This is a genomic window from Methylotenera sp., from assembly GCF_029946165.1.
Classification (GTDB): Bacteria; Pseudomonadota; Gammaproteobacteria; order Burkholderiales; family Methylophilaceae; genus Methylotenera.
The window spans coordinates 47685-62343 of record NZ_JAQSDZ010000022.1 but is presented as its reverse complement, the minus strand read 5'-3'; the positions used below and the strand labels follow the sequence as shown (position 1 = coordinate 62343).

The window sequence follows — 14659 nt, the reverse complement described above, 5'->3', positions numbered from 1 at the left end:
TATGCAAGTTAGTAAGCCATATATCTTAAAACCCGCTATCTTAAAACCGCCTATCTTATGGAAGCGCGGCGCCATTTGGCTCGCGCTTCTCGGGCCATTTTTCTTTTTAAGTTATGGCTGGCTGAATTACTACACAAGTGGTCGCACAGATGTTGGCATCATGGTCGAGGTATGGGAGCATCTACTGCCCTTTGTGCCTTGGTTGATGTTGCCGTATATGTCGATTGATGCGTTTTATGCAGGCTCGCTGTTTTTGTTTCGTAAACGCAGTGCGCTAGATAGGCATGCACTTAGGCTTTTGCTTGCTACGGTCATTTCATTGATTGGCTTTTTACTGTATCCGCTGCAATTCTCTTTTGATGTGCCGAAAGCAGATGATTTTAATGGTGTATTGCAGGCGATTTTGCTCGGATTCGATAAGCCATATAACCAAGCGCCATCCCTACATATTAGCTTGTTGATAGTATTGTGGGAGTTGTACGCTAAGCGCCTGCAAGGCTACACGCGTATCGCTTTGCACCTTTGGTTCATTGCCATCGCCGCTTCAGTGTTGTTGGTTTATCAGCATCATTTTATTGATGTTTGGACGGGTGCTTTAGTGGGCGTGGCTTGTTTATATTTGATTCCAGATCAACCATTTTCATGGCGCTGGCAACAGCCAACTGCACGAATGAAGCAGTTAGCACTGCGTTATGGTTTATTAGCGGTAACTATGACAGCCGCAGCAATACTTGTTTGTAAGCACTCCGTTTTACTTGCGGCCATTTTCATTTGGACAAGCATCGCATTATTACTCGTCAGTTTTGCGTATTGGGGATTCGAGCAACAGATATTTCAACGAGATAGTTTGTCCGTAAGGCGTGGCAATATGCGCTGGCCAGCCAAGTTTTTGTTGGCGCCTTATTTATTGTTAAGTTGGTGTAGTTATCGCATGTATACCAAACGTCGATATTTACCCAATAAAATTCATGGCAATGTCTGGCTTGGCGCCTTTCCCCGAGCTGCTGTGGCTAAGCTAGGCGTTAGTTGGCATGGTGTGCTGGATTTAACCAATGAGTTTCCAGCTAGCCTGCTTAAAGCACCCATTCAAAAACATTTGCCTGTTTTAGATTTAACGCCGCCTAAGCCTAAAACCTTGGTTCGTGCAGTGCGTTGGTTAGAACGTACACAACAGCAAGGTGATATTTTGGTGCATTGTGCATTGGGGTTGTCGCGCAGTAGCAGTGTCGTGGCTTGCTGGCTGGTATGGCGAGGTCATGCCGCAAATGTTCAACATGCCATAGCTATGATAGATGCAACGAGAGCCGGCATTGTTTTAAGCAAAGAGTATGAGGCTAATATACAACAAGCGCTTAAAGAATTGGGTTGAGATGACAGAGTTAGAGTTAAATAATAAACCTAAAGTACACGCAAAATTAAGCGTGATGCTGGCGCTGCTCAAAGCGTTTAAATTAGTCGAACTGTTAACTTTGACTAACTGTTTGCTCGCTATCGTTGCCATCGTATATTCACTCATGTTGCCAGTAAAAGCATTGGCATTACTAATGTTAGTCGTGAGTTTAGGGATTTTTTACGTGGCACTGCGTATTCGCATTGATATTACTTTGTTTGAGCGTTGGGATAGCTTTGAGATGGACGCCTTAGATGATGCTCTAAGAAAAATTAACTCAAAACATCACACAGGCAGAACGCTAGAAGCGCGATTACAAGGTAGTTATAGCTTGTTTAAACTGGGATTGTTATCCATCTTAGTGCAGTTTTGTTTGCTGATGATTTTAGTTTGGTTGGCTTAAATTGGGTAATAGTCGTTAGTCATTTAATTATATGAGACCTTTGCATGAGTGCATTTTAATCATAATAGCTGAACCAACTCGTCATTCCGTCGGAGGACGGAATCCAGTAAGGTTTCAATATAAGTGATTGTAAGTTAGTGCTTAAATGTTTAATTTTAGCTTGATTCCGTCCTTTCACACTTTACTTACCACTTTAGTGGTGTAGTAAATTGGGGAAGACCTTTACGGTCTCGACGGAATGACGGACTTTTGTAGATTTTGCAGAAAGTACAACTATATTTCGGTTCGTGCAAAAATCCCTAGTCATTTAATTATGGGTTGTTTTAACCCTCACTCATTTTGTCATCAGGTCAACCATATGTGACTTAATACGTTTTTTATTCCACAAACTCTATTTTGTGATTGGAGAAGAAAATGAAATTATTACGTTCGACTGTCATTGCTTTAGCCATTGTTGCGGCTTCTATATCCACTGCATCTGCGCGAGATTCTTTTAGTTTAGGCGTTAACATTGGCGGTTTTGGGTACGCGCCTCCCGTTGCTTATTATCCTGCGCCGCCTGTGGTGTATTACAGTCAGCCTGCTTATTACCGCGCTGCACCACCTGTGTATTATCAACCTGCAGTTTCATACCAATACCGCAATTATGATAGAGGCTGGCGTCATGAAGGCCGTGAGCATCATGGTTGGGGTCGTGGCAGTGGTGATCGAGGTGGTTGGAACCACGGCGGTCACGGTGGAGGGCGTCACGGCGGTCGCCACTAAATTTTAAGGTATTAATCGTTACCGTTTAATCTGTCCACAAGTCTTGCCATCAACTCGATGGAGGCTTGTTGACGGATTTCTTGACGGCTGCCTTTAAAATATTTGGTAGTCGTGGAGCTGGGTTTGTTTAATTCAGTCCACGCAAAGCAAACTGTACCAACTGGTTTTTCAGGCGTACCGCCATCGGGACCAGCAATTCCAGAAATGCTACCCGTCACTTGTGCATGGCTGTTCTTTAACGCACCGACAGCCATCTCGATAGCAGTTTGCTCGCTTACTGCACCATATTTTTCTAACGTTTGACTAGATACGTCCAACATCTCAATTTTTGCTTGGTTACTGTAAGTCACAAAACCACGGTCAAACCAAGCTGAACTACCTGCGATGCTGGTAATCGCTTGTGCCACCATCCCTCCTGTGCAAGATTCAGCTAAAGCCAGCGTATAGTCTCGCGCTTTAAGTGCTGCACCAAGTTCGGCGGCTAAATTTGATAAAGCATCATCCATGCGAAATTGCCCATAGTAAACCTTGTAAACTAATAATGGCGTAGACTGCAGCGAGTAAATCATCAAACATCACACCAAACCCATTTTTGAGTTTGGCATCAAATTGCCTGATTGGAAATGGCTTCCAAATATCAAATAATCTAAACAGTAAAAAAGCCACAAGCCACCACTGCCATTGGTTGGGCGTGAAAGCAAGTACTAACATCATCGCAACAATTTCATCCCAAACAATACCACCGTGGTCTGATACACCGAGCGCTTTGCCAGTAACATCGCAGAAGTAAATGCCGATTAAAAACAAGACAGAAATGATGCTTAATTGCAGTACCAAGCTAAACGGCGCGATTATAAAATATAAAGGCAAGCCGACAATTGTGCCTAACGTACCTGGCGCTTTAGGCACTAAACCACTGCCAAAGCCTAGCCCAAAGAAATGAGCAGGGTGCTGCAATAAAAATTGCATATTTGGCGATTTAACTAAAGTGGTCAAAGCCAGTTTCCTTAATGTTTAAAATTTCGTTTTCTAAGCCATGCAATATTAAGCCAGTATTGCTTGTAATGTGACCGATGCAACTTAACTGGAGTTTAATCTTTTCGCATATTTTTACGATTTCCGCATGCATTTGTACTGGAGCCGTAAAGCATAATTCATAGTCATCGCCGCCTGCTAACACCAATTTTCTCAAACTCTCATCATGCAGATCTATCGGATAATCTACAAATGTAGAGTGCGGAATGTTAGACAGCTCAACTATTGCGCCAACATTGGATTGTTCCAGGATATGACCTAAATCTGCCAGTAGGCCGTCTGAAATATCAATCGCGCTATTGGCAATATCTCTCAGCGCTAGACCTAGAGCTAGTCGAGGTTGAGGCGCATGAAGTGCTTTGGCACAGATCAGTGACGCGGCTTCTGGTAAAGCAAGTTTGCTTTGAATATGCGCTAAGGCCAAGGCTGCATCGCCTAGCTTACCAGATACCCAAATCTCATCGCCTACTTTAGCACCACTGCGTTTAATGGCTTTGCCAATAGGCACTTCACCCATGATTTGCACGCTAATGGTGAGTGGCCCACGCGTGGTGTCACCGCCGATTAAGTCAACGTTAAAACTATCGGCGCAGGCAAAAAAGCCGCGTGAGAATTCGGCTAGCCATGACGCATTAATATCAGGCAGCGCAATCGCCAGCGTCGCCCATTTAGCATTAGCTCCCATGGCCGCCATATCTGAAATATTCACTGCGAGTGATTTCCAGCCTAACTTATAGGCATCACAATCTGCAAAAAAGTGAGTACCTGCTACTAGCATGTCTGCTGAAATAGCAAACTCCATGCCAGTTGATAGGCTAATCAAAGCGGCATCGTCACCCACTCCTAGTTTGGTATGGCGCGTTGGTCGGGTAAAGTATTGTTTGATTAAGTTAAATTCAGGTGTCATTAAATTTAAATTCTAATGTGACTACTTTGAGCTGCTTGAAGGCACATTGAAGAAAGGAATTGGCGCACTGGCATACACTGCAGAAGGTAATTGTCCATCCCATTTTGCAGCTTTGGTTTGCTCAACTTCAATACGACGTAGTTCCAGCACATCTTTATTTTGGGCTAAAGCGGCATTTTGTACTTTCAGTGCATCAGCCTGCGCAGTGGCCAATTTCAATATTTGATAAGCCTCACCATCTGCTTGCGCTTTAAGCGCACTGGCTTCAGCTTCGGCAATCGCCACTTTTTGCTTTTGCTCAGATTCAACCGTTTTAAGTTTATTTTCTGCCCCAAGTCGCAATTGCTCTTGCGTTACTTTGGCACTAATTGCCGCCATGTAGTCTTGTGAAAATGAGAAGTTGCGCATATCTACGTTAATCACCTGCGCGCCATATACATCTAATTTTTTGCGCAGAGCATCTAAAATATCACCAGAGACTAATGAGCGTTTACCGATTAAATCTGGTGCAGTGTATCTAGCCGTCACTGCTTTAAACACTTCTTGCGTTGCAGTTTGTACATAAGATTGTAAATTACCATCGTGGCTATATTTCTCAAATACTTCAGCTACTTTATCAGGTTTGATACTGTAACGCACCGTAAGGCTTACGCGTACTGGCTGCGTGTCGCTGGTGCTGCCATCAGCATTTTCTACTGCAGCTTCTTCAGCACGTATATTAAAAATGCTCAAAGTTTGCCAAGGGGCAACCAGCATAAAGCCTTCGCTTTCAATTCCTTTAATTGCACCGCCCACCGTAACAACGCCGCGACTGCCTGTTGGTACGCTGCGCAAAGGCCATAACCATGTGAGTAAAACTACCACAATGATACCCATGACGACATATTTAATGGATGATTGTATTGAAGGATTGTTTTCCACAGAGTCCCCTTTGACTTTTTGTAAAAAATTATTGATTGGTATTTTAGGATTCATGATTTATTGTTGATATTAATTTTTAACGCAGCTATTTTATTGCAGATTTTGGTCGAAATGCTTTAACTAAAGACTCATTGGTTTCAATGTAAGGTGCGCCAATCAAATCTAAGCAGTAGGGTACTGCGGCAAATATGCCGTGGACTTTAGTGTTGCCAGCTTCATCTTTTAGTCCTTCAAGTGTCTGTGCGATGGCTTTTGGCTGACCTGGTAAGTTAATGATTAAACATTGTTTGCGGATTACTGCCACTTGGCGTGAAAGTATTGCGGTAGGTACAAAATTTAAACTAATTTGACGCATTTGCTCACCAAACCCAGGCATTTCTTTATCAGCAACTGCCATAGTTGCTTCTGGTGTTACATCACGTAAGGCTGGGCCTGTGCCGCCAGTTGTTAAAATTAAGCTACATCCTTCACTATCAACCAAGTCAATGAGTGTAGATTCAATTTCATCTTGCTCATCGGCAATCAATCGTGCCATCATTTGGTAAGGCGTAGCGAGTGCGCTATCAAGCCAGTTTTTGAGCGTGGGTAGACCTAAATCTTCATACACGCCGCTGCTTGCGCGGTCGCTGATGGAAACTAAACCAATTTTAATGAATTCTTTTGTCATTAACGTGTCGTAAGTAATATAAAAATCTAATCATAACATTAACTACGTAAAGGGCATTTTATGCAGTCAAATATCCAGCCATTCAATAAGAAAAATCACGCAGCTACAAAAGAACCGCAAACTAAAGCACTACAAATTAAAGTATTACAGAAGAGACTTGTTAGCAGCGTAGTGTTGCTAAGTTTTCTGGGCTTAGGAGCTACTTTATTAGCACCAAAAGTACATGCTAATGATGTTGCTAAAGCTGGTACAAATTTATTTGAAGAGAAATTCGTAGAACAAAACGATCATCAACTTAAATCTCTCAAAGCCTCACCTGACACAACCTTAGAGTTAGGTGGAAATCAAGAAGCCGATACAACCCGTATGCTGGAAAATGGTTACGATATGATGGGAACATCAGAGTTTGTTTCGGCAAAAATCTCAGCAGAGTTGGCTAAAACTTATGCGAAAAAAATTAAAGCTGATTATGTATTGGTTTACGATAGACCGACCTCTCTTACGACCAATATGGTTAATTTAGACGGCACTGAAAGCGGTAATAAAGCGATTCAGGAAGCTAATGCTGAGAATGCTAAAAATGAGAAAACCGTGCATTATGCTAGCTATTGGGCAAAGCTGCCAATGCCTTTGCTCGGTGTACACGTCATCAAGTTGATAAAAGCTTCGACTAATCCTGCAGAGGAAGGTACTCCGCTGCCAGGGCTGAAAATTATAGCGGTAATTAAAGAGTCTCCAGCAGCCAAAGCCAATATTGTCACAGGTGACACCTTACTTCAAATAGGAGATGTCACACTTGAAAAATCCGGCGATTTATTTGCAGCCGTCAAGCGTTATCAAGGTCAAACGGTCGATATTATGTTCCGCCATGGGGATGAGGATATTAAAACTACAGTCGCTTTGAATTCACGTAAATAGTACGATACTCTATGCATCGCTAGGTTTAAAAATTCTAATAAACCTAGCGATATTTAGTGGGTGATATTGTATTGCAGAATATAAGTGAGATTGCCAGCAAAATAACCAATCAAGGCTAGCCAGCTTATCTTCTTAAAATACCAAACAAATTGTATTTTTTCTAAGCCCATTGCCGCAATCCCAGCTGCGGAGCCGATAATTAAAATCGAGCCGCCAGTACCAGCGCAATAGGCAATAAACTTCCATAAGAAACTATCTGGCGGATAAATCGCAAGGTCATACATTCCAATTGAAGCTGCCACAAGCGGTACATTATCCACAATGGCGCTAAGTAAGCCCATGATGCTTACGATCATATCTTGACGACCAATGGTTTGATCTAGGAATGTCGCTAAGTATTTCAGAATATGACTGTGTTCAAGCGTTGCAACAGCAAGTAATATACCGATAAAGAATACGATGGAGCTCATATCTATGCGCATGAGCGCATTGACTAGGGATAAATGCTCTTTATCTTGATCTTCTTTATCTCTATGTAATAAATCACCTACTAGCCAAACCAAGCCTAAACCCAATAGTATTCCCATAAACGGCGGTAGATGCGTGAGTGTTTTAAATGCGGGCACTAAAATCAATACACCTAGTCCCATAAAAAATACAACGTTACGTTCGAATTGGTTGGATTGTAAGTCTTTAGAGTTTTCTAGCATAATAGGCGCTATTACCGCTTTTCCTCTGAGAGAGTAACTCACGATCAGTAGCGGTACAATCAGGTTAACTAAAGACGCCAACAAAAGACTTTTTACAATAGAAGTAGCGGTGATCTGCCCACCGATCCAAAGCATAGTTGTTGTTACGTCACCTATTGGAGACCAAGCACCACCTGCATTAGCCGCGATAACCACCATAGAGGCAAAAATTAGGCGATCTTCCTGTTTGTCGAGAAGTTTCTTCATGAGTGAAATCATGACGATGGTTGTGGTCAAATTATCTAATATTGCGCTTAAAAAGAAAGTCACAAAACCAACAAGCCACATTAAGTTAGATAATTTTGTGGTTTTAATACGAGATGTAATTACTTCAAAGCCATTGTGTGCATCTATCACTTCAACGATAGTCATGGCGCCAATGAGAAAAAACACGATTTGGGCTGTAGTGGCTACAGACTCAGCCAGTTCATGATTGACTTGTAAATCGTTATTGCTGAATATCGCATAAACAGTCCAAAGTAAGCCTGCTCCAAGCAAAGCTGAAGCGGATTTATTTATTTTAATCGGATGTTCAAGCGCTATGGCGGTGTAGGTTACGATAAAGATGATGATCAGCAGGCTTAGCATATTTACTTTTCTTGGCTATTCTTAAGATATTCGCACAGGAGATATCAAATCCAGAATTATCAAATCAGGAGATATAAATTCAGTATATTTTAAATGTCACTGTCTGATTCATCATTAGGTGTATAGCTAGCGTCCGCATCGCTATTATCTTGAGACTCTTGCGTTATTTCGCGTAATAATTTAAAAATCTCACGACTGCTCTTTGGCGGCTTGTTGGCTTCTTGCTCTTTTTGTGCATTGCGAATTAATGTGCGCAATTGCTGACTGTCTGTTTTTGGATGGAGCGCCATAAACTCAGAAAGCACATTGCTGTCTGCAATCATGCGATCACGCCACCGCTCTAAGCCATGAAAATAAGCATTTTCAGCGGTATGTTTACCATCCCAGCGTGCTAGTTGCTCAAGAATTGGCGCATTATCAATTTCGCGCATCAATCTACCTAAATACTGGCGATGGCGTCTAATAGCGCCATTGGCAGTAATTTTTTTAGTATCTAACACAGCTGTTGTGACTGCATCAGGCAAGTCTAATTTAAGTAGTTTATCTTTAGGCAACTCAGAGAGCCTAACGCCAAGCGCTTGTTGCGCATCAGCTTCGGCTTTGAGTTTAGTTTTGCTAATAGGCTCATCAACATTTGATTCAACTTGTTTGTTGAGTTCATTGTCTAATTCGCGGTCTTTCGCGGTCTTTTTAGGTTTTGCTGATATTTGAGGTTTCATAGTGCGGTATTATAACAGCCTAGAAGTTGATAGACATTCCTTTAGTATTTTGTGTGTATTTTTATAATAGTAGAAGAGTTATGACAGATTCTGGATTTAGTTATTCTTTAGATGATATTAAGCAAATGTCGAGAGACGTGCTTAAAGTGGCAAAAGATTTAGGCGCAAGCTCGGCGGAAGCTGAGTTGAGTTTAAGCATAGGTCAAAACGTTTCAGTGCGCTTAAACGAGGTTGAAAACATTGAATACAACCGTGATAAAGGTATGTCGGTAACTGTATACTTTGGTCAGCAAAAAGGCCACGCCAGCACTTCTGATTTAAGTCCGTTAGCGATTAAAGATACGGTAGCCGCGGCTTGCAATATCGCTAAATACACCGCCAAAGATGAGTTCTGTGGTTTGGCTGATGCGAATTTAATGGCGAAAGAAGTGCTTGATTTAGATTTGCATCACCCTTGGAATATCTCTGTAGATGAAGCCATCGTCATCGCAAAAGAGTGTGAAACTGCTGCGTTAGGCGTTGATGCGCGCATTACAAATTCCGAAGGCGCAAGCGTTTCTACAAGCTCAGGTTACTTTGCCTATAGTAATAGTCATGGCTTCACAGGCGGTTACCCAAGCACGCGCCACGGCGTGAGTTGCTCTGTGATTGCAGAATCTGACGATAATATGCAGCGTGACTACTGGTATAGCACAGCCCGCGCAGCTGTCGATTTAGAGTCAGCCATAGCCATTGGCAATAGGGCGGGTGAGCGAACAGTTAGACGTTTAAACTCCAGAAAAATAAAAACTTGCCAAGTGCCTGTGATGTTTGAAGCACCCTTAGCAAGTGGTTTAATTTCTAGTCTGATTAGCGCAATTTCAGGTGGTAATTTATACCGTAAATCTTCATTTTTATTGGATAGTTTAGGTAAGCAAGTTGCTTCGCCACTACTTAATATTAATGAAGAGCCGCATCTCAAAAAAGGTTTAGCAAGTAGCCCGTTCGATAGCGAAGGTGTGGCAACGCATTCGCGACAATTGGTGAAAGACGGTATATTGCAGGGTTACGTCATGGGTAGTTATTCTGCACGTAAATTGGGCATGCAAACTACAGGTAACGCAGGTGGAAACCATAATTTAATCGTGCAATCTGGCGCGCAAGACTTCTCTGGTTTACTCAAACAAATGGGAACAGGCTTGCTAGTGACAGAGCTACTTGGTAGCGGTATGAATATGGTCACTGGTGACTATTCACGAGGTGCTGCTGGTTTTTGGGTTGAGAATGGTGTGATTGTTCATGCTGTTGAGGAAATCACTATCGCCAGCAATATGGCGGAAATGCTAAAAATGATTATTGCGATTGGCAATGACGTTTGCATACAGGGCTCAAAACAAGTGGGCTCTATTTTAATTGAGCGTATGACAGTGGCTAGCGAGTAAGGTGAGCGGACAAACTCGTCGAGTAAGTTAATGTTGCTATAATGAATAAGCCCCATCACTGGGGCTTATTCATTACATTTTTATATGCTTATTTAGCTGGAGTGTCTGCGTTTGCAGGATCAATCGCTATTTCTGCATCAATATCTTCATAATCATCTTTGTTTAATTCTTCAGATGCTTGTCCATCTTGAACCAAGCTTGCGCGTTTTTGCAAATAGGCATCGCGGGTAAATGCATATGGATCTAGTGAGGCTTCATCCACTAAATCAGATGCGGTCAGTAACTCCGTGCGTTTATCTAAAAACTGAGCTGCGCGTAATTGGTTGCTTAATCTGACTTGACCAATATTATGGGGGTAAGTGATTGGGTCGCTTGTAACTATATCAAACACTAAGCCAGTCGTATCACGGAAGCTAGATGGACCCAGTAGTGGCAAAACTAAGTAAGGACCGTTGCCTACACCCCAGAAACCAAGTGTTTGTCCAAAATCCTCTTTGTGATATCGTATATTATCCTTACCTGCTACATCAATAAACCCAGCAATACCAAATGTACTATTAATCACAAAGCGGCCAGCGTCAGTGAATGCATCGGCAAGTTTAAGCTGCAAAATATCATTTAAAACGGTTGTGAGTGAGCCTAAGTTAGTAAAAAAGTTGTTAAACCCGGTACGAATAGGCGAAGGTGTGATGGTTTTATACGCGATAGCTACAGGTTTAATGATTGCCCTGTCAGTGACATCGTTAAATTTGTATACACCACGATTTAAACCCTCAAGTGGGTCTTTATTGCCTTGAGTGGCGCAACCAGACAGAGTCGCTAGTGAAAGCACACAAATAGCAAGGATAGTAGTTTTATAATTTGTTATTTTTTTCGTACGCATGCAAGGCCCCAAAGTTGTAGTTTTTCACTAATTCATCACAAAACATTGTTTAAGGTGTTTTTTTAAGCTACCTTAACTAACTATATGAACAACTACGGAAAAACGTATCATAACTTTAACGTAGCGGATGGTCGTTGTCCAGCATTTGCTTATATGACACTTAATTTTAATGGTTTGTTGGCTTATTTGAATCGATGATTTGATGGGTTATTTTGCTCGCTTTTCACGATTTACTCGCGATATCTTCAGTAAAGTGTCACAATTATCAATATACATTTAACTTAGTAAATTCATCAGTCACCCATCATGTGACATCTAAACTTAGGAAGCCGTGTGACTAAACATATCAAGATAGCAGATTTTTTAAAGCAGCATTTGCAGGGTGAGCATAGTGTTGCGCTTAATGAAATATTAAGTGATGTGGTGGATGCATGTAAAAAAATTGCTGTTGCCATTGATAAAGGCGCTGTAGCCGGAAATATGGGTAGTTTGAGCTCTGAAAATGTGCAGGGGGAAGTACAAAAAGCGTTGGACGTAATTACTAATGATATCTTTATCGAAGCTTGTCAGCAAAGTGGTTACATTGCTGGAATGGCTACTGAGGAGTTGGTCGATGTGATAGCTATCGATGATAAGCATAAGCAAAATGGACAATATTTATTGCTTTTTGATCCGCTCGATGGCTCATCAAATGTGAATGTGAATATATCGGTGGGCACTATTTTCTCTATTCTTAAAAGTGCAAATAACAAGCCTGAGTTAGCCGATTATTTGCAAGTTGGTAATGCTCAAATATGTGCTGGCTATGCGCTGTATGGGACATCTACTATGTTCGTATTGACTACTGGTAATGGCGTTAATGGTTTCACGCTCGATGCTGATACTAATGAATTCTTGCTGACGCATCCCAATATGCAAATTGCTAAAGAGACGCAGGAGTTTGCTATCAATATGTCGAATTACCGTTTTTGGCGAGAACCTGTGCAGCGCTATATTGATGAGTGTTTGCAGGGCGAAGAGGGTGACCGTAAAAAAGACTTTAACATGCGCTGGGTCGCTTCAATGGTGGCGGAAGTGCATCGTATTTTAGTGCGTGGTGGCGTATTTATGTACCCAACTGACACTAAGTCAAGGTCGGGAAAATTGCGTTTAATGTATGAAGCTAACCCGATGAGCTTTATCGTTGAGCAAGCGGGTGGCGCTTCAACTACTGGTTCACAGCGTATTTTAGAGGTGCAGCCTAGCGGTATACATCAGCGTGTACCCGTGATGATGGGCAGTAAAAGCGAGGTGGATCGAATTGCGGCTTACCATCAAGTGACTTCAAAGAGGAAGTAAGCCTTAATTTAGATTGAAAATAAAGCGGCTAATTAGCCGCTTTGCATATGGCGATAAACTCTTCCGCATTCAACGATGCGCCGCCAACTAAGCCGCCATCAACATCTGGCATGCTGAATAACTTAGCGGCATTTTGCGCTTTCACGCTACCGCCGTAAATAATGCGTACTTTTGAAGCCGCCTCCGCATTACGCCTTGCAATGCGCTGACGAATAAATTGATGTACGATTTGCGCCTGCTCTGGCGTTGCAGTTTTACCTGTACCAACCGCCCAGACTGGCTCGTAGGCAAACACCATGTTCAGTTCCATTGCCTTGGCAAAATTTTCATCGTTAAGTGTTGCCATTACTGCATCCATTTGGCTTGCGACGATGACTTCTGTCAGCCCAGCCTCATGCTCTGCGAGGGTTTCACCCACACATAAAATTGGTGTTAAGTTGGCTTTAATGGAGGCATCAAATCTGGCTGCGGCTGATAAATTGGTTTCATGAAACAACACCCGCCTTTCTGAGTGTCCTAGAAGCACATAGGTGCAACCAAGATCTGTGAGCATGTGCGGTGAAACAGCGCCAGTAAAAGCGCCTTCTTCAAACTGATTAACGTTTTGACCACCCCAGGCAATGCCAGTGTTCTCTAGTAATGACCTTGTTTGATGTAAGTAAGGGTTCGGCACGCATACAACATAGTCTGCATTTTTGTAATCGCTTAGTCCACTAATCAATGTATTGAGTAGGGTTTCGTTGCTATGAATATTGCCATGCATCTTCCAATTGCCTACTACTAGGTTACGCCGCATTTCTAAATTCCTTATTTCTAACTTGCAAGACTTTGACTCACAATATTTCGATTCGCAATATTATGATTCATAAGTCGGATTATTTTGATTTAACAATCGCGTCTAATTCCCCAGCTTTATAGCGTACCGCCATTTGGTCGCATGAAATAGGCTTAATGAGTGCAGCTTGGCCAGCGGAGCCAAAAGCCTCATAGCGCTCTTTGCAAATGGCTCGCATGGCGACAGTAGAGGCGCTGAGGAACTTTCTTGGGTCAAATTCTTTTCTTTTTTCAGTGAAAAACTTACGAATAGATCCCGTATAAGCCATGCGCAAATCTGTATCGATATTGATTTTGCGTACACCGTATTTGATGCCCTCAACAATTTCTTCTACTGGTACACCATAGGTTTCACCCATGTCTCCACCAAACTCATTGATAATCTGTAGCCACTCTTGAGGTACGGAAGATGAGCCATGCATCACCAAATGTGTGTTGGGAATGCGCGCGTGAATTTCCTTAATGCGACTTATCGCGAGGGATTTACCTGTAGGCGGCTTGCTAAATTTATAAGCGCCGTGTGAAGTGCCGATAGCAATGGCTAACGCATCCACGCCTGTTCTACGAACAAAGTCAGCGGCTTCTTCTGGGTCGGTGAGCATTTGGTCGTGGCTTAAAATGCCAACTGCGCCAGAGCCGTCTTCTTCGCCTGCAAGACCTGTTTCTAACGAGCCTAATACGCCGAGTTCGCCTTCTACAGATACGCCAATGGCATGCGCAATCTCTACGATTTTTTTAGTCACATCGACGTTGTATTGATAAGTGGATGGCGTTTTTGCATCCTCCATCAATGAGCCGTCCATCATCACGCTAGAAAAACCTGAGCGTATTGCTTGAATACAAACTGCGGGCGATTGTCCGTGGTCTTGATGCATGACTACTGGAATGTGTGGGTAAGTTTCTATAGCGGCTAATACTAAATGCCTTAAAAAAGCTTCGCCGGCATATTTGCGTGCACCTGCCGAGCCTTGCAGAATCACTGGGCTATTCGTTTCGTCTGCCGCCTGCATAATGGCATGGACTTGCTCCATGTTGTTAACATTAAAAGCTGCCAAACCGTAATCGTGTTCAGCAGCGTGATCTAGCAATTGACGTAATGAAACGAGTGCCATGGTGATCTT

Annotated in this window: 16 protein-coding genes; 6 read left to right on the top strand and 10 right to left on the bottom strand. The window is 42.5% G+C overall.

The genetic code is table 11. The features are described 5' to 3' along the window. The first annotated feature begins 1 nt into the window (after position 1). The 3 genes from PSV17_RS11590 to PSV17_RS11580 all read left to right on the top strand — a co-directional run bounded on the left by PSV17_RS11590 (position 2) and on the right by PSV17_RS11580 (position 2558). Positions 2-1369: a phosphatase PAP2/dual specificity phosphatase family protein gene (locus tag PSV17_RS11590; protein WP_300482772.1), complete on the top strand. Its 1368-nt coding sequence runs from the start codon at positions 2-4 to the stop codon at positions 1367-1369. After that, positions 1329-1793, top strand: a complete 465-nt coding sequence (locus PSV17_RS11585) for a hypothetical protein (protein ID WP_300482771.1) — start codon at positions 1329-1331, stop codon at positions 1791-1793. The genes PSV17_RS11590 and PSV17_RS11585 overlap by 41 nt, the downstream gene beginning before the upstream one ends. A gap of 414 nt (positions 1794-2207) precedes the next feature. Further along, entirely contained in the window at positions 2208-2558 is a 351-nt protein-coding gene (locus tag PSV17_RS11580) for a hypothetical protein (RefSeq protein WP_300482770.1), read from the top strand. An 11-nt stretch (positions 2559-2569) separates the two neighbouring features. Here PSV17_RS11580 and PSV17_RS11575 read toward each other — a convergent pair whose 3' ends face one another. From PSV17_RS11575 to mog, 5 genes are all read right to left on the bottom strand, one after another. Continuing rightward, entirely contained in the window at positions 2570-3064 is a 495-nt protein-coding gene (locus PSV17_RS11575) for a nicotinamide-nucleotide amidohydrolase family protein (protein ID WP_300482769.1), read from the bottom strand. Continuing rightward, positions 3057-3527 (bottom strand): phosphatidylglycerophosphatase A, encoded by a 471-nt coding sequence (locus PSV17_RS11570; protein WP_300482905.1) that lies wholly within the window; start codon positions 3525-3527, stop codon positions 3057-3059. The genes PSV17_RS11575 and PSV17_RS11570 overlap by 8 nt, the downstream gene beginning before the upstream one ends. A 10-nt stretch (positions 3528-3537) precedes the next feature. Next, positions 3538-4500: a thiamine-phosphate kinase gene (gene thiL, locus PSV17_RS11565; RefSeq protein WP_300482768.1), complete on the bottom strand. Its 963-nt coding sequence runs from the start codon at positions 4498-4500 to the stop codon at positions 3538-3540. 21 nt (positions 4501-4521) lie between these two features. Then, positions 4522-5421: a prohibitin family protein gene (locus PSV17_RS11560; protein ID WP_300482767.1), complete on the bottom strand. Its 900-nt coding sequence runs from the start codon at positions 5419-5421 to the stop codon at positions 4522-4524. Positions 5422-5506: 85 nt separating this feature from the next. Beyond that, a complete protein-coding gene (gene mog / locus PSV17_RS11555) occupies positions 5507-6088 on the bottom strand; it encodes a molybdopterin adenylyltransferase (protein ID WP_300482765.1) in 582 nt (193 codons plus the stop codon). Positions 6089-6148: 60 nt separating this feature from the next. Here mog and PSV17_RS11550 point away from each other — a divergent pair, with 60 nt between their 5' ends. Next, a complete protein-coding gene (locus PSV17_RS11550) occupies positions 6149-7006 on the top strand; it encodes a PDZ domain-containing protein (RefSeq protein ID WP_300482762.1) in 858 nt (285 codons plus the stop codon). Positions 7007-7059: 53 nt separating this feature from the next. On the opposite strand, the gene nhaD is transcribed toward PSV17_RS11550, so the two are convergent. Further along, positions 7060-8343: a sodium:proton antiporter NhaD gene (gene nhaD / locus PSV17_RS11545; protein ID WP_300482760.1), complete on the bottom strand. Its 1284-nt coding sequence runs from the start codon at positions 8341-8343 to the stop codon at positions 7060-7062. An 89-nt stretch (positions 8344-8432) separates the two neighbouring features. Further along, positions 8433-9062, bottom strand: a complete 630-nt coding sequence (yjgA, locus tag PSV17_RS11540; protein ID WP_300482757.1) for a ribosome biogenesis factor YjgA — start codon at positions 9060-9062, stop codon at positions 8433-8435. A gap of 80 nt (positions 9063-9142) precedes the next feature. Between yjgA and pmbA the strand changes: the two genes are divergently transcribed. Next, positions 9143-10483 (top strand): metalloprotease PmbA, encoded by a 1341-nt coding sequence (gene pmbA, locus PSV17_RS11535; protein WP_300482754.1) that lies wholly within the window; start codon positions 9143-9145, stop codon positions 10481-10483. Positions 10484-10571: 88 nt separating this feature from the next. On the opposite strand, the gene PSV17_RS11530 is transcribed toward pmbA, so the two are convergent. Next, positions 10572-11366 carry a VacJ family lipoprotein gene (locus PSV17_RS11530; RefSeq protein WP_300482753.1) on the bottom strand — a complete coding sequence of 265 codons (795 nt, stop codon included), beginning with the start codon at positions 11364-11366 and terminating at the stop codon, positions 10572-10574. 351 nt (positions 11367-11717) lie between these two features. Between PSV17_RS11530 and PSV17_RS11525 the strand changes: the two genes are divergently transcribed. After that, entirely contained in the window at positions 11718-12704 is a 987-nt protein-coding gene (locus PSV17_RS11525; protein ID WP_300482903.1) for a class 1 fructose-bisphosphatase, read from the top strand. A 28-nt stretch (positions 12705-12732) separates the two neighbouring features. Here PSV17_RS11525 and tpiA read toward each other — a convergent pair whose 3' ends face one another. After that, positions 12733-13500, bottom strand: coding sequence for a triose-phosphate isomerase (tpiA, locus tag PSV17_RS11520; RefSeq protein WP_300482750.1), 768 nt, complete (start codon positions 13498-13500; stop codon positions 12733-12735). 79 nt (positions 13501-13579) lie between these two features. Next, on the bottom strand, positions 13580-14650 hold the full coding sequence (gene fba, locus PSV17_RS11515; protein ID WP_300482748.1) for a class II fructose-bisphosphate aldolase: 1071 nt from the start codon (positions 14648-14650) through the stop codon (positions 13580-13582). Positions 14651-14659 lie beyond the last annotated feature (9 nt).

Bases quoted from the DNA above. Each gene is read 5' to 3' on its own strand.
- PSV17_RS11590 (WP_300482772.1), top strand. From the start codon at position 2: ATGCAAGTTAGTAAGCCATATATCTTAAAACCCGCTATCTTAAAACCG.
- PSV17_RS11585 (WP_300482771.1), top strand. From the start codon at position 1,329: ATGAGGCTAATATACAACAAGCGCTTAAAGAATTGGGTTGAGATGACA.
- PSV17_RS11580 (WP_300482770.1), top strand. From the start codon at position 2,208: ATGAAATTATTACGTTCGACTGTCATTGCTTTAGCCATTGTTGCGGCT.
- PSV17_RS11575 (WP_300482769.1), bottom strand. From the start codon at position 3,064: ATGGATGATGCTTTATCAAATTTAGCCGCCGAACTTGGTGCAGCACTT.
- PSV17_RS11570 (WP_300482905.1), bottom strand. From the start codon at position 3,527: ATGCAATTTTTATTGCAGCACCCTGCTCATTTCTTTGGGCTAGGCTTT.
- thiL (WP_300482768.1), bottom strand. From the start codon at position 4,500: ATGACACCTGAATTTAACTTAATCAAACAATACTTTACCCGACCAACG.
- mog (WP_300482765.1), bottom strand. From the start codon at position 6,088: ATGACAAAAGAATTCATTAAAATTGGTTTAGTTTCCATCAGCGACCGC.
- PSV17_RS11550 (WP_300482762.1), top strand. From the start codon at position 6,149: ATGCAGTCAAATATCCAGCCATTCAATAAGAAAAATCACGCAGCTACA.
- nhaD (WP_300482760.1), bottom strand. From the start codon at position 8,343: ATGCTAAGCCTGCTGATCATCATCTTTATCGTAACCTACACCGCCATA.
- yjgA (WP_300482757.1), bottom strand. From the start codon at position 9,062: ATGAAACCTCAAATATCAGCAAAACCTAAAAAGACCGCGAAAGACCGC.
- pmbA (WP_300482754.1), top strand. From the start codon at position 9,143: ATGACAGATTCTGGATTTAGTTATTCTTTAGATGATATTAAGCAAATG.
- PSV17_RS11530 (WP_300482753.1), bottom strand. From the start codon at position 11,366: ATGCGTACGAAAAAAATAACAAATTATAAAACTACTATCCTTGCTATT.
- tpiA (WP_300482750.1), bottom strand. From the start codon at position 13,500: ATGCGGCGTAACCTAGTAGTAGGCAATTGGAAGATGCATGGCAATATT.
- fba (WP_300482748.1), bottom strand. From the start codon at position 14,650: ATGGCACTCGTTTCATTACGTCAATTGCTAGATCACGCTGCTGAACAC.